The sequence below is a fragment of the Streptomyces sp. NPDC058880 genome (genome assembly GCF_042742535.1).
In the GTDB taxonomy this organism is placed as follows: domain Bacteria; phylum Actinomycetota; class Actinomycetes; order Streptomycetales; family Streptomycetaceae; genus Streptomyces.
Map to the genome: position 1 here is coordinate 71,739 of NZ_JBHYMC010000011.1, position 22,898 is coordinate 94,636.

Below are 22,898 nucleotides of genomic sequence, written 5' to 3' on the forward strand. Positions count from 1 at the left end.
TCGCGCAGGTGGGGACGGTACTGGCTCTGTGCCTCAGGGGGGAGCTTGGTGCCGTACAGCTTGCCAGACGCGCTTGGCCTCGGCGAGGTCGCCGACCTGCCGCGCATGGTCGAATCGCCAGCGCAGTCCGGTAAGCGTTCCGATGGCCGCGGTCACGGAGGTGTCGAGGGGGCGCTCAGCCGGAGCGGGCGCCGATGCGGCAGACGGTTCGGGGGCGGGAGCAGGGGCCGTGGCCGCAGCGGGCGGCATGGGGGTCACACCACCCGACCCGCGGGCGCCAGATGCGTACGCGTCACGAATACGGTCCGCCTCCAGCCGCCGGGTTTGATGAGCCTCGCTCTGGAGACCCGGCACCGGACGTCCATGGCGCTGAAGGAGCTGGGGGAAGTACGGCAGCGGCTCGCCGTCGTCCGTCACGACGAGGGCCGCGTACATGAGGTCATGCCTCCTGAGGGGCTCATCCACACGGAACAAGAGGGTGGTGCGCCGCTCGTCCGACAGGGTGCCGAAGTCGAATCCTGTGTTGCCCGAGAGCTCGCGCCACGTGATGTCGTCGGCTCCCTTCCTCGCTCGCGCCTTGAGGTGTTCGCGTACGGCGAGCACGAGTTGGAGGGTCGGAAGACCGGTCGGCGAAGTCAGCCTGGCCGCGGCGGCTTGTGGCCGGCCCTGCGGTTGCCTGGGTTGCGGTATGGGCTGGAGCCGTGGAGTCGCCGGGGAGGCAGGCGGCGTCGGCGGGGCCGCGACAGGGCTGTCCCCGAAAGTCTCGTAGGCGCGCCGCCGTTCCATCTCGTTGATGTGGCGAACCTGGTTCCCCGGGAGGCCCGGTGCCCAGCCCAGCTCGGTGAGGACGGCGGCGAAGAAGGACGGGACCTCGCCGCTCTCCGTCCTGAGGAGCGAGGACAGTACCGGTTTGTCCTGAGCGCGCGGGAAGTCAAGCGCTGTGAGAAGCCTGCGTTGGTGCTCCGAGGTGAACTGCTGGGGTGTCGCCCTTGCGCTCCCGACGAGCTTGGACCATGTGATCCGGCCACGTGCGCGGGCGGTCCGCTCCAGGGTCCTCCGGAAGGAGGCCACGATCTCGCGGTCGTCGAGCCGTGGACTCGGGGGTGCGGGCAGCTGCTCGACGGGGAGGGGCGTGGCTACCGCGGGTACCGGCTGGGGTGGTTTCAGTCCGTTCCAGGCCGCCGCCTCCCGGGCGTCGAGGCGTCGCGTCTTGGAGGCGGCGAGAAGCCATGCGGGCGTGTCTGCCGTCGTGCCGTCGACGGGGGTCAGGGTCACCCGCTCCCGAAGGAGGTACACCCTCGACGGGTTGGGGGGGCGTCGAGGCGTGAGGAAGGACGATGCGGGCCCGTATCACGTCCGAGCCGAGAGGCTGGATGTCCGCGTCGTAGACGCTGCCCGGTGCCCCCGTCGGCGACTGCACGTCGGCCCTCGGCGCGGCCCCTGTGAACGCCACCGTATCGTCGGCAAGCGCGAAGGAGAGCCGGGGCGTAGGGGTGGTGGCCGCTTCGGCCGACCCGCGCGGCACGATGCCCTGAGGGGTGGACACCAAACCCGGGGTAACGACCCCCTGAGGAGTCAGGGAGCACTCCTCCAGCGTGGTCCATTCGATGGTGTTGCCAGGCAGCTGGATCCCGATGCGCACCTCACGCGTGACGCCTACCGTCCGGCACTCGGCGCGGATCGCGTAGCCATGGGATTCCACCCGGTCGAAGGCCAGCATGCTGTCCGGCCCGAAGAGCCACTCAACGTGGTCGGCGCCCCGGGCGAGGTCCTCCGCCTCCTGTCGCCACGGGTGCAGACCCAGCCGGGCCATCTGCACCCGTATGAGCTGCCGCCCGCCGGACAGCCGGAAGTCCACCGTGCCGCCCGGTCTGTCCCCGACCGTGCGGTACGACGCCTTGGCCTGCCGGTGGTTCTGCCGGGCGAGCCACCGGGTCAGGGCTTGGCCGATGTAGAGGTGGTCGGCGCTGGACTCGCCGTTCGCGGTGCGACGGCAGTGGACGGGTGGGCGGTGGGCGAAGTGGCACTTCTTCTCGGTGTAGCGCTTGGCGGCGAGCTTCTTGCCGCAGCCGCCGAGAAGTGTGCCGCAGTAGAAGTCGTCGCGGGAGCGGCCCCGCATGAAGAGGTCGAACTCGTCGTAGTCGTACGGGAGGAAGACAGGGTCGTCGGATCCCGCCCCGCCGATGACGGCGGTCTGGACCTTGCGGGTGTCTTCCTCGTCGGCGAACGGCGTCATGGCACGGCTCCAGGGCGGGTGGTGGGTGGGTACGGCCAGCTGATCCTGGTGCGGGGCTGGAGCGACGGTCTGCAAGCCGGCTGAGGAGGCTCAGCAGAGGGGCCGCCGGCCCGACGGGAACCCACGTGGCTGGCGGTCGGCGCTCGCTCAGCCCTCCTCGTCGCGTTCCTTCGCGTCCCCGCGGCGGCGACGCGCTCGCTCGGCGATCCCGCTGCTGATCTTGTCTTTCACCGAACCTGCCCGGTCCAGGGTCTCGTTGCCGAGACTTCTGACCACATCGGCGCCCTTCACTCCCGTCTCCAGCGCCTTGTCCCTCACCTCCACCGCCGCGACCGCCCATCGTCTCGTCTCCGACGACTGGCGACCGGACTCGATCCCGAGCCGCCCGTGGAAGTCGTGGACACCGGCCACCACCTGGTTGCTCGACCGGACCACGGCCGGGGACTTGGTCGGGTGCAGCAGCACCTTCGCGTTGGCCTCGTCGGCGGCCGCATTCATCCGGGCCACCAGCCGCTCGGTGCTCCGCGAGATGAGATCCAGCCGGTTCCTTCGGGCGATCCGGATGCCGCTGCGATGCCGGTCCAGCTCCTCCGGAGCCGCGTCCAGCACCCGATCGAGTTCGAGCACGGCTATCGCGTCCTGGAGCTGGAAGCAACGGGCCAGGACGGCCAGCCACTGCCGGGCCTTGGACTCGGCGTCCTCTGCCGCCGCGGCGAGTTCACCGATCTTGGCCTTGCGCTCCATCCTCTCCGCGAGCGCGTCGAGCCGGCGGAGCGCGTATACCTGGGTCGTGGCGATCGTCTCCGATGTGGCCTGCACCTTCGACCACGTGATGTCGGAGACCCGGCCCACCTCGTCCCGGATGGTCATGGCCTCCTCGATCACGAGTTCCGCGCCGATAATCTTCGACAGCGCGTCGTCCTCCTGGGCGCGGAGCACGTCGTCGAGCTTCTCGTCGATCGCGGCGAGGTAGTCGGTGATCTCGTCCATGGCCTGCTGCATCGCAAGCTGCGCCATGACCGCCGCTACGTTCGACAACTGCGCCGGGTTGCCCCGGAGGGGTCCGGGCTCCTTCGCGAACTCGACGAACCCCTTGCTCTGCCCCTTGGGCCCTTTCAGCACACCTGTGCTGAGACCCGTCTTGGCACTCTTCCTGAGCCCAAGCTGGTCGATACGCCGCGCGGAGTCCTTGCTCAGCTTCACCCAGCGGCCTGAGTGGGCAGCGATGTCGGAACCTGCCTGCGCGACTCCGGCCGCGTTGCCGAGGGCGGATCGGAACCGTCGCGGCCGCAGGGCCTGCGACGGCAGCCCTTCTGAGATGAGGAAGCGTTCGACCGTCGCTTGATTGCCGATGACCGCCAGGCCATCGCCGTCCCTGATCAGCTGGATCTCGTCATCCATGGTCACTCCTTTCGGGTCGCGGCCCGGACCGGGGTGCTCTCCGGGGTCCGGGCCGCGTAGGCGTAGGCGCGTTGGTGCGCGTCAGGCTGGGTGGCGGGCGCCGTGGTCCGGGGGCGGGGTGAGGCGGCGGCCCGGCCCGAGATGGTCAGCAAACGAAACGCGGACACCGCCTGCCGGGCCTGGTCGGCGTGGGCACGGGCATCGGCGTACTCGAAGGAGCCGTACTGGGCGAACGGGCCGATGTCGAGCAGCTCACGGAAACGGGACCGGATCCCGGCCACGTCGTCGCGGCGCTCGCCGCCCGCAGTTCCAGTCGCCTCCGCAAGTTGCGGTCCTCGGCCATCTCCTCCCGCACGAGAGCGAGGAGGCCGTCCCGTGACAGGCCGGTCAGCCAAGCATCGAGGCCGTGGGGCCGGTCCCGGGCCGCCTTCCGCCTGCGAGACAGGTCGGCCTCCTGAACGATCACCGTCAGATCGAGGGCGACCAGATGCTTGCAGAAGTTGCCCTCCTGGCCGTACGGGCAATCGCACGTCCCCGCCGGCTTTCCGCGCCCGCCCGGGAGCAGCTCCATCGCGTACCGCTCCGTGCCGCGTACCGATGCCCTGATCCAGCCGTCACCGAACTCGACCCCAGACACCTCGTCGACATAACCACGTCCACGCTCGAACGAACGCTCCCCGGCCAGCGCCCTCAGCTTCGCTTCCGTAAGACCGCCCACGACTCTCCGCGCTCCGCTCCGGCTCGGATTCGCCTCCAACGGCCCTCACACTAACGGCTGGCAGGGCGAACAATCCCAGGGATCAGCACGGCGTCCCCTCCGCGAACCGTTGCCGTCTTCAGCAACCACGCGCCTCCGCGTCCCGCTCCCCGCGCCGCCCGGCCGACGGGCCGACGGGCCGACGGGCCGACGGGCCGACGGGCCGACGGGCCGATCCTCGTGCGAGGCCGTCAACGACCGATGCTCTGCGGTGCCTCACGCCCCGCCTGTACGGTCGTTGATCACCCCGGCTCCCCGGGCCTTCCCCGAGAGGTGCCGCATGACCACGCCCGCCACCGTGAACCTGACGAAGGCCGCCCCCACCGTCTCCCTGGCCAAGCACGGCGTGACCTCCGGACTGATCAAAGTGAACCTCAACTGGACCTCGCCGCAGGCCGCCGCTCGGCAGGCGGCCGGCGAGGCGCGCGGTCTGTTCGGCCGGATACGGGCCTCGCTGCGCTCGGCCTCCGCCTCGGCCAGGACGGTGGACCTCGACCTCGGCTGCATGATCCGCTGCACCGACGGCTCCAAGACCGTCGTGCAGGCGCTGGGCAACGCCTTCGGTGCGGTGGACCGCTTCCCGTACGTCGCCCTCGACGCGGACGACCGGACCGGGGCACGGGAGACGGGGGAGAACCTCGTCATCAACCTGGACCACCAGGCTGAGTTCCAGAAGCTCCTGCTCTTCGTCTACATCTACGAAGGCTCCGGCGACTTCCGCGGCCTCGACGCCGTGGTGACCTTGACCTCCGACCGCGGCGACCGCTTCCGGGTGGTCCTGGACGCATGCCCGCCGCAGGCGAACGCCTGCGCCATCGCCCTCATCAAGCGCCAGAAAGGCGAACTCGTCATCGAACGCGAGGTGCGCTGGTTCACTCCGGCGGACGGTCCCGGCGTCCAGGACAAGATCTCCCGCGCCTACCGGCTCGGCATGAAGTGGACCCCCGGACGGAAGTAACCCCGGCCGCGATTCCTCGGCCTCTGGGAGGCGGGGCCGACGGTGTCCGCAGCCGGAGCGTGGCCGATGCGGTCGCCCGCCGCAGACCGGAGGACCGGCTGCCAGAAGCGCACTGCGGCGCGAGGTCCCCGACGTCGGAGTGCCGGAGAGGGGCGGACCTCGTGGTGAGGTCCGCCCCGGTGCGCCCGGCCGGGCGGGGGTGCGATGGGGTGACGCGAGAGGGGGCGGGGGTGGGTCAGAAGGTGAGGGACCAGGCGTCGATCTTTCCGGTGTCCCACCAGGCGTTGTCATGGACCCGGAGGTTCCAGATGCCGTTGGCGGGGGACGCCGAGGTGTCGACGGTGTACGTGGCGCGCAGGTCGTCGTTGCTGCCGCCGACGCCGTAGTCCTTGAGCAGGTGGACCCTGCCGTCCGGCGCGAGGAGTTCGACCCGGAGGTCTCCGATGTAGGTGTGCTTGATGTCCACGTCGACCTTCAGCGCGGACGGGGCGTTGCCCGAGCGCCCCTTGACACCGATCGGCGATTCCGAGGTGGCGTGGTCGTTGATCGCGTAGTCGGTGGTGTTCTCGTAGCGGTCGCCACCGGGCGGCGGCGGCTCGTCGCCCCCGCCTGCCACGCGCAGCAGGCGGTTGGGGCTGCCGCTGCCGGGGTCGCCGACGACTCCCCCGGTGGCCGCCGAGGTGAGGGCGGCGGAGACCTGCGCCGGTGTGGCCGACGGGTTGCCCGCGAGGTAGACGGCGGAGGCGCCCGCGACGTGCGGGGCGGCCATCGACGTGCCCGAGATGGTCTGGCGGTCGGTGTCGCTGCCGTTCCAGGCCGAGGTGATGGAGTAGCCGGGCGCGAACAGGTCGAGGATGCTTCCGTAGTTGGAGAAGTACGCCCTGTCGTCGCCGCTCGTGGTCGCTCCGACGGTCAGCGCCTGGGAGACGCGGGCGGGCGAGGATCCGGAGGCGTCCTCGTCCTCGTTGCCGGCCGCGACGGCATAGGTGATGCCGGAGGCGATGGAGTTGCGAACGGCGTTGTCCAGGGTGGTGTTGGCCCCGCCGCCGAGGCTCATGTTGGCGACGGCCGGCTTGACGGCGTTCCGCGTCACCCAGTCGATGCCCGCGACGACCCCGGAGATGGTGCCGGAGCCTTCGTCGTCGAGGACCCGGACCGCCACGACCTTCGCCTTCTTGGCAACGCCGTAGGACGACCCCGCGACGGTACCCGCGACGTGGGTGCCGTGGCCGTGGCCGTCGGCGGCGGTGTTGTCGTCGTCGACGGCGTCGTAGCCGTAGGAGGCGCGACCGCCGAAGTCCTGGTGGGTGATGCGGACACCGGTGTCGATGATGTATGCGGTGACGCCCTCGCCGGCGGAGTCCGGGTAGCGGTACGTCTGGTCCAGTGGCAGCTTCTCCTGGTCGATCCGGTCCAGGCCCCAGGAGGGCGGGGACGGCTGGGTTCCGTTGATCCTGACCACCTGGTCCTGGACGACCGATTCGACCGCCGGATCCGCGGCGAGTCGCCTGGCCCGCGCCTCGGGCAGTTCGACCGCGTAGCCGTTGAGGGCCGCGGTGTACGTTCGCGTGACCTTGGCGCCGTACCGCTCGGCGAGAGCTCTGCCGGAGGCTCCGTCGGAGTCGGCGAGGGCGGGGCGGAGTGTGACGAGGTAGCTGCCGGGGACGGCGGCGGCGGCGGTGGTGTGCGGGACGGCGCCGGTGCCGCCGGTTCCCGCCGCTGCTGCGGCTGGGGCGGCGAGGGAGCAGGCGCCCAGGGCGGAGGCCAGGAGCAGTCCGGCCAGGCTGGTTCTGCGTCGTCGCGTGCGTAACGCGGACATGGGGGGTCTCCTTGTGAGAGGTGGGGTGTCGTGGAGTTCCACAGACTTGGCAGGCCCATGACAATTCCGCATGTGCAGGAGCTGTGCGGAAGTTGTGCGCTCCTCGGGCTGCGGGCAGAACAGTGACCCATCTCCCTCCAATGCACAAGTGCCGTTGGGTGGTTGAAAAGCGCACGGCCGAGCCGGGCAACGCCCACCTGCGAGGACCCGGGCCCGATCGGTTGCCTTCGCCGATGCGCGCGGGTCCGTCGGTGCGGCTGCACCGGCGCCGTGGAGCCGGGCGCGGAGCCGGGCGCGGAGCCGGGCGCGGAGCCGGTCACGAGTCGATAAAGCGTCGGGAGGCCGGCGTTCGGCTCCACTCCCTCCTCATGAGAGGGCCTGGTCCACCGCACCGTGCGGTGGACCGCCGTGCCGTCGCGCAGCCGTACCGACGAGCCCGTGCCGAACCGATCCCCCGGGACGGCTCGGGAGCGTCCGCTCCACGCCGATCCTCGAAGACGCGGTTCGGCCCGGGGCGGGCGGTACGTCCGGACGCCGGCGACCGGTGGGGGCGTCCGCGCCCCGGGCCGCGCGCACAGGAGGAGCACTCATGCACAAGCGCAGGAGATCCACCGCCCGCCGGGTGAGAACCGGAGCCGCTCTGGCCGCCGGGCTACTGGTCGCGGCGGGCCTGCAGCTCGCCGCCTCGGCTTCCGAACCCGACCTGGACCGGAACGTGGCGGACGCGGAGGCCGACGTCGCACGCCACCCGAAGGCGTTCGGCTATGGACCGGGACAGAGCCTGCGGTTCACGGACGCAGTCGTCGACGCGGACGGTACCCGACACATACGTTTCGAGCGCACGTATCAGGGGCTCCCGGTCATCGGCGGCGACCTGGTGGTCCACCAGGACCGGAACGGCAGGATGACGCGCGCCTCGCGCGCCAAGGGACACAGCCCCGTCGTCCGGTCCCTCGAACCGGTCGTCACCGTGTCGGAGGCCGCCGCCGCGGCACACGGCGCGGCCACCGGCATCCGCGAGGCCGTGGCCGAACCCCGGCTGGTCGTCTGGGCCGTGGAGGGGACGGCCCGACTGGCCTGGCAGACCACCGTGCGGGGCGTGGGAGCGCACGACCAGCCCACCGGACTGGTGGTCGTCACCGATGCCGCCACCGGCGAGCGGATCGAGAGCTACACCTCGGAGCACCAGGCGCGCGGAGAGGGCCGCTCCGCCTACGCCGGCAAGGTGCCCCTGGACACCAGCCCCCACAGGGGCGGGTTCTCCCTCACCGACCCGGTCCGCGGGCACGTCACCAAGGATGCCGGGAACATCCGCCCCGGCAGGGTGAACGCGGCGTCGGGCACGCTCTTCACCGACGCCGACAACCGCTGGGGCGACGGCCGCACCCTGTCCCGTGACCGGTCCACCGCGGCCGTGGACGCGCACGCCAACACCGCCCTGACCCACGACTACTTCAAGAAGACCTTCGGCCGGAAGGGCATCAGGAACGACGGTCGGGCACCCACCGTCTTCGTCCACGTCGGCAAGCACTGGGACAACGCCCAGTGGGACGACAGTTGCTTCTGCATGCTGACCGGGGACGGCGACGGCCGCAAGGACACCGAGCAGGTCGACCTCGACACCATGGGGCACGAGATGACGCACGGCATCACCGCCGCCACCGCCCGGCTCCGCTACCACGGCGAGGCCGGCGGACTCAACGAGGCCACCAGCGACATCTTCGGCACCATGGTGGAGTGGTACGCGGACAACCGCGACGACACCCCCGACTACCTGTTCAGCGACCGGTCCACCCCGCCCTGGCTGCGCCGCCTGGACCAGCCCTCGCGTGACGGCAGGTCACCCGACTGCTGGAGCCCCAAGGTCCGCCGCATGGACCCGCACCAGTCCTCCGGAGTGGGCAACCACTGGTTCTACCTGGCCTCCGAGGGCAGCGGTCGCAAGACCGTCAACGGGACCGCGTACAACAGTCCCACCTGTGACGGTTCCCAGGTCACCGGTATCGGCAACGAGAAGGCCGCGAAGATCTGGTACCGGGCGCTGACGGTCTACATGACCTCGACCACCGACTACCACGAGGCCAGGGGCGCGACCCTGGACGCGGCCCGCGACCTCTACGGCAAGGGCAGCAAGGAGTACCGGACCGTGGCGCAGGCCTGGGGTGCCGTCAACGTCGGCTGATCGGGCGCTCCGGGCGCGGCCGGTATACCCGGCGCGCCCGGAGCGGCCCCACGCCTCACATGACCCACGGAACACACAGAGCACACGGCACACGGCACACGGCACACCGGACGCACCGGGTCTTCGCGGCCGGTACCCGAAGGGTGGTCAGACCTGCGCCCTGGGCTGCTCCCCCACCAGCTTGCCGAAGACGATCAGGCGGCCGCGGGTGCTGAACTCAGGTGTGCACGTCGTCAGGGTGATGTACCGGCCGGACACGGTGAAGGGGGATCCGCCGGGGACCGGGCGGAGCACGCTCACGTCGGTCGGTGGGGTCTCCGGGATGCGGCCGGCCACCTCGTAGCTGTAGGAGGCGTTCGCGGTCTCCACCACGATCCGGTCCCCCGGCGCCAGCCGGCCGATCTCCCGGAACGGCTCCCCGTGGGTGTTCCGGTGCGCGGCCAGCACGAAGTTCCCGGTGGCGTCGGCGGGCATTCCCGTGCCCGGGTAATGGCCCACCAGCCCCTTGTCGAGCACCTGCTGCGTGCCGATGCCCTCGGCGATGGGGAACTCCAGGTCCAGTTTCGGGATCCGGATGATCGCGAAACCCTCGCCCGGCGCGAAGCCGTCGTCGCCATCGTCGCCATCGTCGCCGGCTCGGGGCTCTGGGTCGTCGTCACGCCACGCCTGTTCCAGTCGGGCCCGGGCCTCGTCGGCCTCCGCGCGGGCCTGCACGTTGCTCCACCACACCTGGTGGGCGACGAAGAGGACCATGGCGAGTCCGGACGTGAGCATCACGGTGCCCGCGGCCCGCGCGGCCCCGGAGGGCGGCTGCCTGCGGCGACGCCCCGACCCGGCCGGGCCGCGCCGGGCCCTGCGCCGCCCCGAATCGGCGCGACGGGCCGCCGCCCTCCGGGCCCCGGCCCGTCGCGAGGGGGGTGCCTGCGCCGTCTCCGGCGGCATCACCGGCGCCTCCGGAGCCGACCCCGGCGGGGGCGGCGCCCCGGGGCCGTCATGCCCCCCGGAGCCGGCCGGCCACTCGGGGAGGTGGGGAGCAGTGGCGTACGCCTGTTCCGGGCCGACGTCCCAGGTGTCCGGGTACGGGAGCGGTTCACGGCCGTACGAGGCGCCGTCCGGCTGGAGCGGCACGGCGGTGAACCAGGCCTCGGGCGGCTGCGGCGGGGGGTCGGCGTACCAGGCCTCGGGCAGCTGCGGCGGGGGGTCGGCGTACCAGGTGCCGTCCGGCTGGAGCGGTGGGTGTGCCGCCGGGAGGTAGGGGTGCGGTTGGCCCGGCCAGGCGTAGGACTGCGGGGGCGGCGCGTACGCCTGGGGCGGGTGGGTGTACCAGGCGTGCGTCGCGGGATGCGATTCCTGAGCGGGCCAACCGTCCGGTGCGGGGAGCGGTTCACGGCCGTACCAGGGACCGGGCGGCTGGAGCGGCGCAGCGGCGTACCGGGCCTCCGGTGACGGGACGGGTGGATGAGGCGGCCAACCGGCGGGTTGGCCGGCCCACTGTGCGGCGTCGTCCGGATGCGTCGTGGTCATGAGCGGGGTGCCTCCGGCGACTCGGCCGGGGCGGTCCCGGCGGGATGGAGCGGGCGCCCCGGTGGGGGCCGGCCCGAGCCCCGTGGCGCCCGGGAAGGGTGCACGCCACGGGGCCCGGGCGGACGGAGGCGGCGTCCGGCTGGGCCGGACGCCGCCTGGAGAGTGGTCAGTTGGCCTGCGTGGCTCCGCGGCGGGAGCGGGCGCGGCGGGTCGCGACGAACGCGCCGCCGATCAGGAGCGCACCGCCGCCGAGGGCGGTCAGGGTGAGCGTGGTGCCGTCGCTGCCGGTCGAGGCGAGGTTCTGGCCCGCGAGACCGGGAGCCTTGCCGGCCTTCCCGGACGCGACGGCCTCCGAGGTCCCGGCGGCGCCCGGGGCGGCGGCGCCCTGCTCCTGGTGCTCGTGCGAGCCGTCGGTGCCGCTCTCGTCGACGTCGGCGGGACCGGTGGGCACGGCCGGGTCGGTCACCTCCAGCGGCGCGGTCTTGCCGGCCGCTTCCTCCGGCGCGACGGGGTCGCTCGGCGCGGCGCCCGCGGCCGGGGCCTTGCCGTCGAGGCCGACCGCGACGGTGGCCGCGTCCGCGGTCTTGCCGGTGATCTTCACGGTCACCTTGGAGGCGTTGTCACGGAGTTCGGTGATGCCGGCGCTGCGTTCGGTCGTGGACAGCACGATCGGCACCGCCGTGTGGTAGCGGCCCTCGGTCACGCGGTAGGCGTAGACGCCGTCGAGGTTCTTGTCGAGGTGGCCGGACGGACGGCGGTATTCCAGGAGCAGGCTCTGCTGGTTCCCCATCGGGATCTCCAGCGCCCGGGTGCCCTTCTGGGATCCGTAGAGGGCCTTGATGCTGAAGGTGCCCGAGCCGGTGGCACGCTGGTGCTCGGCGGTCTCCAGCCAGCCCATCCGGATCAGCTGGTTGGCGGACAGGCCGGCCGCCCCGTTGCCGCCCATCGGCGACCTGCCCTCGACGGCGGCACGGTCGTTGCAGTCGACGAGGTTGCCGTCCTTGCACTGGTAGCGGATCTGGTGGCCGAAGCCGATGTTGTGGCCGAACTCGTGCCGGATCGTCGTCTCGGACACCTTGTTGTCCCCCGTGTTCAGCCAGGTGTAGCGGCCACCGATGGATCCCATGCCGGACCAGTAGCAACTGATGTGGGGCAGGACGATGGACAGGTAGTCCCAGTCCTTCCCCCGCACCAGGCCCTTCGCCGCGACCTGCGCCTCGACATCCTCACGGACCATCCGCAGCTGGCCGTTGCCACCGCAACCGGCCTTCTCCTTCAGGGTCAACGGACCGAGGACCTTCTCCTTGGCGGCGGGCCCGAAGGTGAACCGGCCACGCGACGTCTCACTGAAGTACGTGGACAGCGACTCGCCCGCGCCGAAGTACTTGTCGACGGCGTCCGTCCGCATCGCGGCCGCGTCCGGGTGCGCGCGGTCGGCGAAGTTCGCCACGACGACCAGGACGCGCCCGGTCTTGCCCTCGTCGGCCGCCGCGGCCGGGGAAGCCGAGGCCCCGACCGCCAGCGTGGTGAGGGACGCCGCGGCGGCCAGGAACCTGCCGATGTTCGTGTTCATGCGCTCTGTGCTCCCATGGCTCGAAGGCTGATTCACTGGGAGAGAGCGCACGCCCGCCGCACCCTGGTGCGGCGTTACCCAGTCGTTATCTTCGAGCGATCGCCCGTCGCGGGAGATCGGGGTGTGCGGCCCCTTGTCAGAACGCGGGTTTGGTTGCGGTGAGGGTGACCGTGGCCATGCCCATCTCGATGAACCCGGGGCGTGAGAGCCGGTCGAGGACGGTCGGGACGTCGTCGGTGTGGACCCCGGGGAGCGCGGCGATGCCCGGACCGAGATGGTCGAGGGTCAGGCGCCAGAAGCGGCCCATCGGGGTGTCGTACGCGACCGTCGGCACGGTGGTGCGCAGGCCGATGCCGGTGAGGCCGTGGGCGGCGGCGGTACGGGGCAGGTCCGGACCCCAGTCGGTGCAGTCGGTCCCGATGCGGTCGGCCAGGACCCGCAGGGCGCCCAGGGAGACCCGCCGGTAGACCTCGTCCCGCGCGGCCTCCAGGGAGAACAGCGCCGGCTCCTCGATGACCAGGCGGCCGCCGGGCGCGAGCCAGCGGACGATCCGGCGGAAGACCTCGGCGCGGTCGGGCAGGTGGTGCAGGAGGTAGCGGACGTGGATCACGTCGAAGGAGCCTTCGGGAAACTCGTCCGTGGTGACGTCGTGCCGCAGGACGCCCAGGCGGTCCCCGCGCATCCCTTCGAGGAAGCGCAGATCGAGTTCGGTCGCCGTCACGTGGGCGGAGGGGAAGAGGTCGAGCATCCGGAGGGCCACGCTGCCCGTTCCGGCGGCGAGTTCCAGACAGCGGCGCACGGAACCGGGCCCGGGCGCGGCCAGGGCGTCGACGGAGACCGGGTCCAGGACGTCCGCCAGGGCGGAGAGCCGGTCCCTCTCGTCCTTGCCGGTGTGGCTGAAGATCTCGTCGCCGTAGCGTTCGGTGCGTTCGGTGCGTGCGGTCATCGGGCACTCCGGGGTCGGTGGGCGGTGACGGGCGTGAGATCGGCGGGCGAGAGGGTGCCGGGGCGCCGATGTCCGGTGAGGGTGAGCGCACCTGTGAACTCGGCCTCCAGGCAGCGCAGGACGTGCGCGACGCCGTCCTGTCCGCCGATGGCGAGGCCGTAGAGCCAAGGCCGGCCGATCAGGACGGCACTCGCCCCCAGCGCGAGGGCGATCAGGACGTCGGTCCCGGTACGGACGCCCGAGTCGAACAGGACGGGCACCCGGCCGGCGACGGCCTCAACCACCCCGGGCAGGCAGTCGAGCGCCGCCACTCCGCTGTCCAGCTGTCGGCCTCCGTGGTTGGAGACGATGATCCCGTCGACGCCCGCGTCGGTCAGCGCGGTCGCCTCGTCCGACCGGCAGACCCCCTTCACGACCACGGGCAGGTCGGTCCAGGAACGCAGGAGTTCCAGGTCCGCGGGGCGGAACGCGGGGCGCGTGTAGAGGCGGTTCCAGGTGGCCGCGGCGGCCCGGATGACCGCCTGGTCGGGAGCGGCGCCCCGGGGCGGCGGAGCACCCGTTCCGGCCAGTTCGCAGAACCGCGGATCCGAGAGGTAGTTCCCGATTCCGTGGCCGTGCTGGAACGGAAAGAAGCCGGAGTCGAGTTCGCGGGTGCGCCAGCCCGCGACGTGGCAGTCCCCCTGGAGGACGACGGCGCGGTACCCGGCGTCCTCCGCCCGCGCGAGGAGCGAACGGGCGAGCTTCTCGTCATCGGGCCAGGCGAACTGGAACCACCTTCGTCCTCCGGGGGCGGCCTCGGCGACCTCCTCCAGCGGGGTCGAAGTCGCCGACGACAGCACCTGCACGACGCCCGTGTCGGCCGCGGCCCGTGCCGCCGCCCGTTCGGCCTCCGGATGGGCCAGATCGGCCACTCCGGCCGGGGCCAGCATCACCGGCACCGCCATGGGCGTCCCCAGGACCGTGCACGAGGGGTCGCCGGCCGCCCCGTCCCGGAGGATCCGGTAGTTCAGGCCCCAGCGCGCGAAGGCGTCCTCATTGGCCGCCACCGTCCGCTCCTGCCCGGCGCCCCCCGCCATGTAGTCGAAGCGGGGGCGCGGCAGCGCCTGGCGCGCCGCGTCCTCCAGTCCGCGGGAAGTGAAGGGGAAGGGGCTTCCGCCTGCGGCGAAGACCTGGCTCTGGTAGCCACCTGCGTACGGCAATCGGGCACTCCTGTAGGTGAAACGCACCCCGCCGGCCGACGAGTGCGGCGGGCGAGGCACGGCCTGTCGTGTTCTGCGGATGCCACCCGTGGAGAAGCAGGTCCCTGCCCGCCCGTCCGAGTCCGAGCCCCGCCGGATCGGCGAGCGGACGGATCGGCGAGCGCACGGTGGCGAGCGGACGGCAGCGGTCGGCGGATGCCGGGGGCTCGGGCGGCTGCTGCTGCGGGCGTGCCGCCGACCAGTTCGCCTCGGCGGCGCTCAGCCGGTGGCAGGAGGGTGGACGCTGTCGCCCGTGTCCCGGTCGGTGGTGGTCCGCCGCTCCCTCGCCGTGCTGCCCTCGGTGCGCTCCAGGACGTAGCGGTCGGCGCGGAACCGGATGCCCTGGGTGGGCCGTCCGTGGCCGCTCGCGACGGACGGGTGGACCGTCGCGCAGGTGCTCGCACCGAAGGCTGCGCCGGTCAGGTGGCGACCGGTGGGCTTGTTCCTCAGCCGGTACGCGTGGCCCGGTTCCGCGGTCACCGCAGGCATCGCCCGTCCCCCTCCGTCTGTGACGCGACACCTGGAAGCTACACACCGTGCGCGACCGACGACAGAAGGCGAAATCCGGCCACAGGCGGAAACCTGCTCGCCGGCGGACCGGATCGCCCGCCCGTCGGCCGCGCCCCGCCGGAGACCGCACCGGATGCCCGTCGCGCCCCGTCCGCCTCGGGCCTCCTGGTTCGGGCGGTCCGTACGAGGGGGAACCCGGGGAAGCTGTGGGTTCGGGGGGTGGGGGCGGGGCGCCGGGGTGTCTAGGGTGGACGGTGAGGCCGCAATGCGCCGCTGACCTGGTGCTTTGCGGGAGAGCACGGAGTGGATGGGGCGGCACGATGCGTGAGCTGGTGGAGACGGCGCGGCGGTGGGTGGCCGAGGGCCGGGCGGGGTATCTGGCCCGGCCCGTCACCGAGCAGGGCTTCGGGCCGCGGGACCCCGCCGGGGCCCTGCTCGTCGACGTGCGCGGGGAGTGCGTCGGCAGCTGTACCGAGGAGTGTTCGATGCGGAACTCGCCGCCGAGGTCGCGGCCATGGCTCCCGGGGCCACCGCGCGGGTGTGCGAGGTGTCCGTGGCAGGGGACGAGGCCGTGGCGGCGAAGCTGACCTGCGGCGGGCAGGCCGAGGTGCTGCTCCAGCCGCTCGCGGCGATTCCCGCCGAGTGGTGGCAACTGCTCGGGGAGGGGGTCGGGGTGGCGCTGGTGACCCGCCTGAACGGGGCCGCGGACCAGGCGTCCAGCGAGGTCGTACGGGCCACCGCGGTGCCGGACGGCGATGCCGGGCGGCGGGCCGCGGAGCTCCTGGCCACGCGGCGGGCCGGGCGGGACGCCCTGTACGGGGATTCCGGGCTGGTCCTGGTCGAGGCACACCCGTCGGCCCCGTACGTGGTCATCGGCGGTGGCGGTGAGCTGGCGGCCGTCATCGAACGGCAGGCACTGCTGTTGGGCTGGGAGGCGGTGCGGGTCGAGGCCGCCGGGCCTGCGGTGGAGGTGATCGAAGCGCGCCGGGACGCCGCGTGCGTGGTCATGCTGAGCCACGACGAGCGGTTCGACGTGCCGACGCTGCGTGCGGCGCTGGCCGCGGGGGTCCCGTACGTCGGGGCGCTCGGGTCGCGGCGGACGACGGCACGCCGGAGGGACGGGCTGCTGGCGGCCGGGGTCACCGAGGCGGAACTGGCCCGTGTGCACGGGCCGATCGGGCTCGATCTCGGCGCGCGTACCCCGGCGGAGACCGCCCTGGCGATCTGCGCCGAGATCCTCGGGGTGTTGGGGGCACGCCCGGCGGGTGCGCTGCGGGACGCCGACGGCCCGATCAACACCTGAGCCCGAATCCCCGCACGCGCCTCGTCGCGCCACACGTCCCGCGTCCTGCGCGGCTTCAGACGCCGATCGCCCGAAAAGCGCGCAATCTGATGTTGTGAGAGAAAATGCTCCGTATGGACATGATCCTGAGCGTGGACTCGATCCTGACGGATGTCGCGTGGTTCCCGGTCATCGGATTGGCCGTCGTCGCCCTGCTGCTCGGCGGCTTCAAGCTGGGCCAGCTGGTCCGGGCCAAGGAGCCGCCACCCCCCGCCGCCGAGGAGCAGCCCCGCCTGCCGGAGGGCGGAGCGGTCTACGAAGTCCGCGAGGAACGGGACCAGGTGGAGATCCCCGAGGGTGGCCTGAGACCGCACGAGATGCAGGGCTACGGAAACTTCGGGTCCACCACCTCCAGCCATCCGGAGGAGGTCCGCAAGGAGCGCGAGTCCGGGTACAAGCTGCCCGAAGGGCCCGGTCCGCACCCGCAGCCCGGGGCTCCGCCGAACGCCGGGCGCGGGGCGCACTCCTGACCCGGCCGTCCGCCCCGGGAGGACGGCGACCCGAAGGCCGCTGACCCGCGCCGCCCGCGCGGGTCAGTGCCCTTCCCTCCTCGCAGGTCCGCCCCCGCAGGTCCGCCCCCGCAGGCACGCCCCGGAACGGTCCGTCCAGGTCCGTCCTTCAGAGGTCCGCCCGCAGCCGGAGCACCTCCGGCGGCGGGTGCCGGGCCGAGGCGTGTCGGACCTCCGCAGTGAGCGGCGGGTCCAGGGCGCGGTAGGGGACCTCGCCGAGCCCGATGGCGGTGACCGTGCCCTGCGGCCCCGCGGATCCGCGCGCGGCGGCGGCCTCGGCCACCTCCCGGCGCAGCGCCGCCGTCAGCGGGCTCGACACCAGTGGGGTCTCGTCCCCGACCGGCAGGACGAGCACCAGGGCGAGGGGCCGGCGCGGGGTTCCCGTGTAGCCGACGACCGCGGCGTCCCGGACGTCGGTGTGCCGCACCTTCTGCCAGCCGCGCCGCCCGGCCGGGTAGGCCTGGTCCAGCCTCTTGACGACGAGGCCCTCGATACCGCTGGCGGGGAGCGTCTCGTACCAGGTGGCGGCCAGCTCCGGGTCGGTCGTCATCGGGACGGGCTGAAGGGGCGGCCCGAGGGGGAGGAGCAGATCGACGAGGAGGGCCCGCCGGCGTTCGTACGGGCGGGCGCGCACGTCCAGCCCGGCCAGTTCCAGCACGTCGAAGGCGGCGTACGAGGCCGGCAGGCTCTGCGCCAGCACGGCGGCCCGGGCCGCCGTGGCCGCCGCGCGCCGCTGTACCAGCGCGAAGTCGGTGCGGCCCGACTGCCAGACCACCACCTCACCGTCGAGGACCGTCCCCGCGGGCAACTGCAGCGCTGCCGCCGCCAGGTCGGGGAACGCACTGGTCACGATCCGCCCGGAGCGGGCCTGGAGCGTCACGTCGGCCGCCGAACGGGCGATGACCAGCCGGTGTCCGTCGAACTTCGGCTCGTACGCCAGTCCCGCCCCACGCGGCAGGACGGGGACCGCGGCGGCCAGCGCCACCCGGATCACGGCCGGACCTTGGGGAGCGGGCGACCTCGCGCGGGATCGGCCAGCGGGGCGAAGAGGTCGCCGTCGCGCAGCAGCCGCGGCCCGATGTCATCGGCGAGGAAGACCAGGTCGGCGGGGGTGCGGCAGGCCTCGACCTCGGCCCAGGACACGGGCGCGGAGACGGTGGGGCGGGCCCGCGCGCGCAGGGTGTAGGCGGCGGCGGTGGTTTTCGCGGCTGCGTTCTGGCTGTGGTCGACGAAGACCTTGCCGGGGCGCAGGGCCTTGGCCATGCGGTGGACCACGAGGTCGGGGAGCTCGCGCTCGGCCTCCTGGGCGAGCTGCTTGGCGTACGCGGACACCTGCGAGGACGGGGTCGGCTCCAGCGGCACGGCCAGGTGCAGCCCCTTGGAGCCGGAGGTCTTGGCGCAGGCGTCGAGCCCGTCGGCGGCGAGCCGCTCGCGCAGCCACAGGGCGGCGGCGCTGCACTCGACGACGGACGCGGGCGCGCCGGGGTCGAGGTCGAGGACCATGCGGTCGGCGACCGCGGGGCTGCCCGCCGGCCACTGGTGGACGTGGAATTCGACGACGAGGTTGGCGGCCCACATGAGGGTGGCCATGTCGGCGACGACCACCTGTGCGGCGGAGGGGTCCTCGGAGCGGGGCACCGGGGTGGTCCTCACCCAGTCGGGTGTGCCGGGCGGCGGGTTCTTGGTGAAGAACAGCTGGCCGTCCGGCCCATCCGGATAGCGCAGGAAGGAGACCGCCCGGTCGTGGATCTGGGCCAGCAGGGGCTCCGCCACGCTGGCGTAGTAGTGGAGCACCTCGCCCTTCGTGTAGCCGGTCTCCGGGTAGAGGACCTTGTCGAGATTGCTGAGCGTGATGCGACGGCCCTCCACCAATGTGATCGGCGTCATACGATGAGACTGCCACGAAACAGGAGGAACCGTGCGATCCATCTGGAACGGAGCGATCTCCTTCGGCCTCGTCAGCATTCCGATCAAGCTCGTGAACGCCACCGAGAGCCACTCGATCTCCTTCCGTCAGATCCACCTCGCCGACGGCGGCCGGATCCGCTACCGCAAGGTGTGCGAGCTGGACGGCGAGGAGGTGGCGGGCGCCGAGATCGGCAAGGGGTACGAGGAGGCCGACGGGTCGGTCGTCCCGATCACCGATGAGGACCTGGCTCAGCTGCCGCTGGCCACGGCGAAGACGATCGAGATCATGTCGTTCGTGCCCGCCGAGGAGATCGACCCGCTGCAGATGGACGCGGCGTACTACCTGGCGGCGAACGGGGCCACGGCGGCGAAGCCGTACACGCTGCTGCGGGAGGCGCTGAGGCGCAGCCGGAAGGTCGCGATCGCCAAGTACGCGCTGCGAGGGCGGGAGCGGCTCGGCATGCTGCGGGTCGTCGACGACGTGATCGCGATGCACGGGCTGTTGTGGCCGGACGAGATCCGGGCGCCGGAAGGAGTCGCTCCGGACGTGGAGGTGACCGTACGGGACGCCGAACTGGACCTGGCGGACGCCCTGATGGCAACGCTCGGCGAGGTGGAGATGGCATCGCTGCACGACGACTACCGGGACGCCGTGGAGGCGATGATCGCGGCGAAGGCGGGCGGGGCGTTCGAACCGGCGGAGGCGACCGTGGAGCCGGCCGGGGGGCAGGTGATCGACCTGATGGCGGCGCTGGAGAAGAGCGTGCGGGCGGCGAAGGCCTCGCGGGGCGAGGGTGCGCGGCCTGACGGAGCGGCCCCGGAGAGTGGCACGGAGGCCGAGGTCACGCCGATGCGGCGGCGGGGCGGGACGAAGCGCAGGGCGTCGGCTGCGCCGAAGGCGGTCGGTGGGAAGAAGTCGACGGCGGCTTCGGCGAAGAAGACGGCCGCCTCGAAGACCGCTTCGAAGAAGAAGTCCACCACCGCCAAGTCGGGCACCGCCAGGTCGACGACCGCCAAGTCGGGCACCGGCAGGTCGACGACCGCCGCGTCGGGGACCGCCAAATCGGCCACGGCCACGTCGACGGCGGCGGCCGGTACGAAGAGGGCCGCCACGGCCTCGGGTGCGAAGAAGGCCGCGACACCGCGGAAGCGGACCTCTGCCTGAGGGGCTGGCCCGGGGTCTGGTTCGAGAACCACGCCTGTGCTGTGCTCTCCCGCCCCGCCCCGCCCCGCCCCGCCGCCGTCCACCGGACTCCACCCCGGAACCTCGCACCCCGGACCTCGCGCCCCCGCTCCCCCGGCTACCGCCGGGAGGCGCCCCCTCGCGGGGCTGCGGTGCGGCCGGGGCTCAGGGGCGGGCGCTGCGGCAGCCAGGTTCGGGTGTCGCGGGCCTGGGCGAACAGGGCTTCGACGTCAGGGGCTTTGAGGGCCACCGGAGCGGCGGCGAGGTCCGGTGCCGCGGACTGCGGTTGCAGGATGCGGATGTCGCGGACCGTCGGGGCCGTCTCCAGGCGGGAGGCGTCGACCACCGCCAGGGCCGGGGTGACCTTCGCGGCGAGGAGCACGGTCGCGCGGACCGCCGCGCCGCGGATCCAGCGGGGGTCCGGACGGGGTTCGGCGCGGCCGACCGTGAGCAGCAGGTCGCCGACCACCGCGCGCTGGCGGCGTCCGGGAACCGTACGCACGCAGAAGATCCCGGCGGGACCGATGAGCAGGTGGTCGATGTGGCCGGAGCCCGGGAGCGGGACGCAGTGCAGGGTCCGCCAGCCGTCCTGCTCCAGGGCGTCGAGGGCGTCACCCATCCGCTGCTGCGCGGCGAGGTCCTGGCGCAGCCGGTGGCGGGCCCGGCTGCCCGCGGTGCCGTGCTCCAGCTCGCCCAGCAGGGTCTCGCCGGGGCGGTTCGGTGCCAGGTCCGCGTCCGGCGGCATGGCCAGGCGGCGCAGGTCGGCCGCGGTCGGGACCGGTGGCGGCCCGATGGAGACGGTGCCGCTCAGGTAGGGACGCAGCGCGGCCAGGACTGCCTCGCGGTGGTCGTCTTCGAGGACACTGATCCGGTTGGCCTGGCGGTCGTACCAGGCGACCGCCTGCCCGTCGGGCAAGTTGACGTACAGTCGACCGCGTCCGGGACGGCCGCTGGGCAGTACCTTGAGTCCGCGCATTCACCCTCACCCCCGCCGTCCATGTGAGCAGCCGGGGCGGCGCACGGCAATCCCTCGGATGTGTAACGACTCCGACGGGCTGTTGCGACTTCGCTGTTACACGAACGGGGTGCCGCCGCAACGGCCGCCGCCTACGGTGGTCGCACCTGGAGACACCAGGGCCCGACCAGCACCGAAGGACTTTCCGTGAGCACCGCCCGCCGCCGCACTCTCGTTCGCGCCACCGCCGTGACCGCCTGTGCCGGCAGCCTGCTGGCGCTGCCCACCGCTGCCGCTCTGGCCGAAGGGGTGCCGGCGGCCGCCTCCGCGCACTCCTCGGCCGCCCAGCGGACTCTGGTCAAGAGCCTCGAACTGGCCGACGGAGTGTCCACGGCGAAGGTCTACCGGACGGCCGAGGGCGGCTACCAGGCCGACATCCTGGCTGTCGACGGCACCAGGGCGGCCACCCTGACCAGCCGTGACGGGGTCATCGCCGTCGACGGCTCGGGCGGCCTGCACGCGGCCCTGGACCCCGCGGGCCGGCTGACCTCCTGGGTCGGCGGTGCCATCGTGCAGGGCGGCGGCCACGCCGTCGCGGGCGGCGGGCACAAGACCGGCACGCGCGACGGGCAGATCGTCCCGGTCTCGGCCGAGCAGCGGGCCGCCGCCGGCGACACCCGCGCCCTGGAGGCCGCGTCCGCGGAGGGCCGGCGGCTGAGTACGCTGGCCGACGGGCCCGGCGAGGGCGTGCTGCTGCTCGCGGCGGGCGGCGGCATCGCGGCGGTGGGCGCGGCCGGACTCGGCTTCGCCATGCTGCGTCGGGGGCGTACCGACGGCTGACCGCCGTCGGCGGCCGCATGGACGGCGGGCAGCGCTCCCGCCCGCGCTCCGACCACCGGCGGCCACCCGGGTAAAAGGGGGCACACCTCCGCATAGGGTGGATGTGATCGACCGTCGCGGCGGGGCGCGCAGAAGGGCACGGGGGCTGTGGACTGGGGGGCCGTGAAGAGGTTCGTTTTCGGCGGGGCGGCGAGCCGCTCCCGCTCTCCCGTTTCCGGCCCGGCCCGCGCGCCGCTGCTGGCCCTCGCCGCGCTCCCGCTGCTGGCGGGCTGCGGCGACACCGGCGGGCTGGTCGGTGCCGGGGCGACCGCGACCGCGAGCGGGCCCGTCCACCTGTGGCCCGACCGCACGGGGGCGACCGTGCCGCCGGCCGATCCGGCCGGGGCTCCACCCGAGTACGTGAAGGGGATCCCGCCCGTCCCCGACGAGGACGTGCACGCGGTCGATCCCGTGGCGCTCGTCCAGGCGGAGCTGCGGGCCCACCCCAAGACCAGGTCGGGTGCGGACGGGATACCGGCCGAGACCGCCGCGGCGATCAACACCTGCGCGCGGGGGGACACGGGGCCCGCGTCGTGCCCGGTGCTGGCGCCGTACTACCGGGACCTCACCGGCAATGGCCGGGACGAGCTGATCATCGGCATCGAGTTCCCGGACAGGAGGATGTCCGTACGGGTCTACACGGCGGACCGCGACGGCCGCCTCAACCGGATCATGGCGACCACCCAGACGGTCGTCTCGGTGGAGCTGGCCGGGCACGACGTGGTCCTGCGGGTACCCAGCGGGAACCGCGGCTACGAGCTGATCACCGCCTGGTCCTGGGAGGAGAAGCAGCGCACCATGCTGCCGACGCGCGAGCAGATCGTACGGGTGCCCGCGAACCCGCAGGGTCCGCAGGACCGCGGGCCCGGGCCCGGGCCCGGCACGGGACCCCGCACGGGGTCGGGCACCGGACCGGGCACGGGACCGGGCACCGGACTCGGTCCCGGACCGGACCGGCCGTGACGGCGCGCGGGAGCG

19 protein-coding genes and 1 pseudogene are annotated in these 22,898 nt (G+C 73.0%); 7 read left to right on the forward strand and 13 right to left on the reverse strand.

Translation table 11 applies throughout. From position 1 onward, the window contains the following. Positions 1-33: 33 nt before the first annotated feature. From ACFW2G_RS09330 to ACFW2G_RS09345, 4 genes and pseudogenes are all read right to left on the reverse strand, one after another. Positions 34-603, reverse strand: a complete 570-nt coding sequence (locus tag ACFW2G_RS09330) for a hypothetical protein (RefSeq protein WP_384445465.1) — start codon at positions 601-603, stop codon at positions 34-36. A 328-nt stretch (positions 604-931) separates the two neighbouring features. After that, a complete protein-coding gene (locus ACFW2G_RS09335) occupies positions 932-2,236 on the reverse strand; it encodes a competence protein CoiA family protein (protein ID WP_384581049.1) in 1,305 nt (434 codons plus the stop codon). A gap of 147 nt (positions 2,237-2,383) precedes the next feature. After that, on the reverse strand, positions 2,384-3,637 hold the full coding sequence (locus ACFW2G_RS09340) for a hypothetical protein (RefSeq protein WP_384445461.1): 1,254 nt from the start codon (positions 3,635-3,637) through the stop codon (positions 2,384-2,386). 125 nt (positions 3,638-3,762) lie between these two features. After that, positions 3,763-4,355, reverse strand: a pseudogene (locus ACFW2G_RS09345) (SWIM zinc finger domain-containing protein); the annotation flags it as partial. A gap of 319 nt (positions 4,356-4,674) precedes the next feature. Between ACFW2G_RS09345 and ACFW2G_RS09350 the strand changes: the two are divergent. After that, positions 4,675-5,352: a hypothetical protein gene (locus tag ACFW2G_RS09350; protein ID WP_037927888.1), complete on the forward strand. Its 678-nt coding sequence runs from the start codon at positions 4,675-4,677 to the stop codon at positions 5,350-5,352. 235 nt (positions 5,353-5,587) lie between these two features. Here ACFW2G_RS09350 and ACFW2G_RS09355 read toward each other — a convergent pair whose 3' ends face one another. Further along, entirely contained in the window at positions 5,588-7,171 is a 1,584-nt protein-coding gene (locus tag ACFW2G_RS09355; protein WP_384581051.1) for a S8 family serine peptidase, read from the reverse strand. Between the two features lie 589 nt (positions 7,172-7,760). Between ACFW2G_RS09355 and ACFW2G_RS09360 the strand changes: the two genes are divergently transcribed. Then, positions 7,761-9,353: a M4 family metallopeptidase gene (locus ACFW2G_RS09360; RefSeq protein ID WP_384581053.1), complete on the forward strand. Its 1,593-nt coding sequence runs from the start codon at positions 7,761-7,763 to the stop codon at positions 9,351-9,353. Positions 9,354-9,500: 147 nt separating this feature from the next. Here ACFW2G_RS09360 and ACFW2G_RS09365 read toward each other — a convergent pair whose 3' ends face one another. The 5 genes from ACFW2G_RS09365 to ACFW2G_RS09385 all read right to left on the reverse strand — a co-directional run bounded on the left by ACFW2G_RS09365 (position 9,501) and on the right by ACFW2G_RS09385 (position 15,123). Continuing rightward, on the reverse strand, positions 9,501-10,877 hold the full coding sequence (locus ACFW2G_RS09365; protein WP_384581055.1) for a class E sortase: 1,377 nt from the start codon (positions 10,875-10,877) through the stop codon (positions 9,501-9,503). A 166-nt stretch (positions 10,878-11,043) separates the two neighbouring features. After that, complete coding sequence (locus ACFW2G_RS09370) at positions 11,044-12,450, reverse strand: hypothetical protein (RefSeq protein ID WP_384445452.1); 1,407 nt, start codon at positions 12,448-12,450, stop codon at positions 11,044-11,046. A gap of 136 nt (positions 12,451-12,586) precedes the next feature. Beyond that, positions 12,587-13,396, reverse strand: coding sequence for a class I SAM-dependent methyltransferase (locus tag ACFW2G_RS09375; RefSeq protein ID WP_384445450.1), 810 nt, complete (start codon positions 13,394-13,396; stop codon positions 12,587-12,589). Continuing rightward, entirely contained in the window at positions 13,393-14,595 is a 1,203-nt protein-coding gene (locus ACFW2G_RS09380; protein WP_037927875.1) for an alpha-hydroxy-acid oxidizing protein, read from the reverse strand. The genes ACFW2G_RS09375 and ACFW2G_RS09380 overlap by 4 nt, the downstream gene beginning before the upstream one ends. A 258-nt stretch (positions 14,596-14,853) precedes the next feature. Continuing rightward, positions 14,854-15,123, reverse strand: coding sequence for a hypothetical protein (locus tag ACFW2G_RS09385; RefSeq protein ID WP_384581057.1), 270 nt, complete (start codon positions 15,121-15,123; stop codon positions 14,854-14,856). A gap of 499 nt (positions 15,124-15,622) precedes the next feature. On the opposite strand from ACFW2G_RS09385, the gene ACFW2G_RS09390 reads away from it, so the two are divergent. Both ACFW2G_RS09390 and ACFW2G_RS09395 read left to right on the forward strand, forming a co-directional pair. Next, positions 15,623-16,447, forward strand: a complete 825-nt coding sequence (locus tag ACFW2G_RS09390) for an XdhC family protein (RefSeq protein ID WP_384581059.1) — start codon at positions 15,623-15,625, stop codon at positions 16,445-16,447. A 113-nt stretch (positions 16,448-16,560) separates the two neighbouring features. After that, positions 16,561-16,956 carry a DUF6479 family protein gene (locus ACFW2G_RS09395; protein ID WP_037927867.1) on the forward strand — a complete coding sequence of 132 codons (396 nt, stop codon included), beginning with the start codon at positions 16,561-16,563 and terminating at the stop codon, positions 16,954-16,956. A 148-nt stretch (positions 16,957-17,104) separates the two neighbouring features. Here the strand turns inward: ACFW2G_RS09395 and ACFW2G_RS09400 are convergent, their stop codons facing one another. Together ACFW2G_RS09400 and ligD are read right to left on the reverse strand one after the other, a co-directional pair. Continuing rightward, positions 17,105-17,986, reverse strand: a complete 882-nt coding sequence (locus ACFW2G_RS09400) for an ATP-dependent DNA ligase (protein ID WP_384581106.1) — start codon at positions 17,984-17,986, stop codon at positions 17,105-17,107. After that, entirely contained in the window at positions 17,986-18,882 is an 897-nt protein-coding gene (gene ligD, locus ACFW2G_RS09405) for a non-homologous end-joining DNA ligase (RefSeq protein WP_037927864.1), read from the reverse strand. Before ligD ends, ACFW2G_RS09400 begins: the two co-directional genes overlap by 1 nt. A gap of 31 nt (positions 18,883-18,913) precedes the next feature. Here ligD and ACFW2G_RS09410 point away from each other — a divergent pair, with 31 nt between their 5' ends. Further along, positions 18,914-20,068 (forward strand): Ku protein, encoded by a 1,155-nt coding sequence (locus ACFW2G_RS09410; RefSeq protein WP_384445427.1) that lies wholly within the window; start codon positions 18,914-18,916, stop codon positions 20,066-20,068. 136 nt (positions 20,069-20,204) lie between these two features. Here the strand turns inward: ACFW2G_RS09410 and ACFW2G_RS09415 are convergent, their stop codons facing one another. Continuing rightward, entirely contained in the window at positions 20,205-21,062 is an 858-nt protein-coding gene (locus ACFW2G_RS09415) for a nuclease-related domain-containing protein (protein ID WP_384445425.1), read from the reverse strand. Positions 21,063-21,248: 186 nt separating this feature from the next. Here ACFW2G_RS09415 and ACFW2G_RS09420 point away from each other — a divergent pair, with 186 nt between their 5' ends. Beyond that, positions 21,249-21,881, forward strand: coding sequence for a hypothetical protein (locus tag ACFW2G_RS09420; protein WP_384445423.1), 633 nt, complete (start codon positions 21,249-21,251; stop codon positions 21,879-21,881). Between the two features lie 162 nt (positions 21,882-22,043). Further along, entirely contained in the window at positions 22,044-22,883 is an 840-nt protein-coding gene (locus tag ACFW2G_RS09425) for a hypothetical protein (RefSeq protein WP_384445421.1), read from the forward strand. The last annotated feature ends 15 nt before the right edge of the window (positions 22,884-22,898 follow it).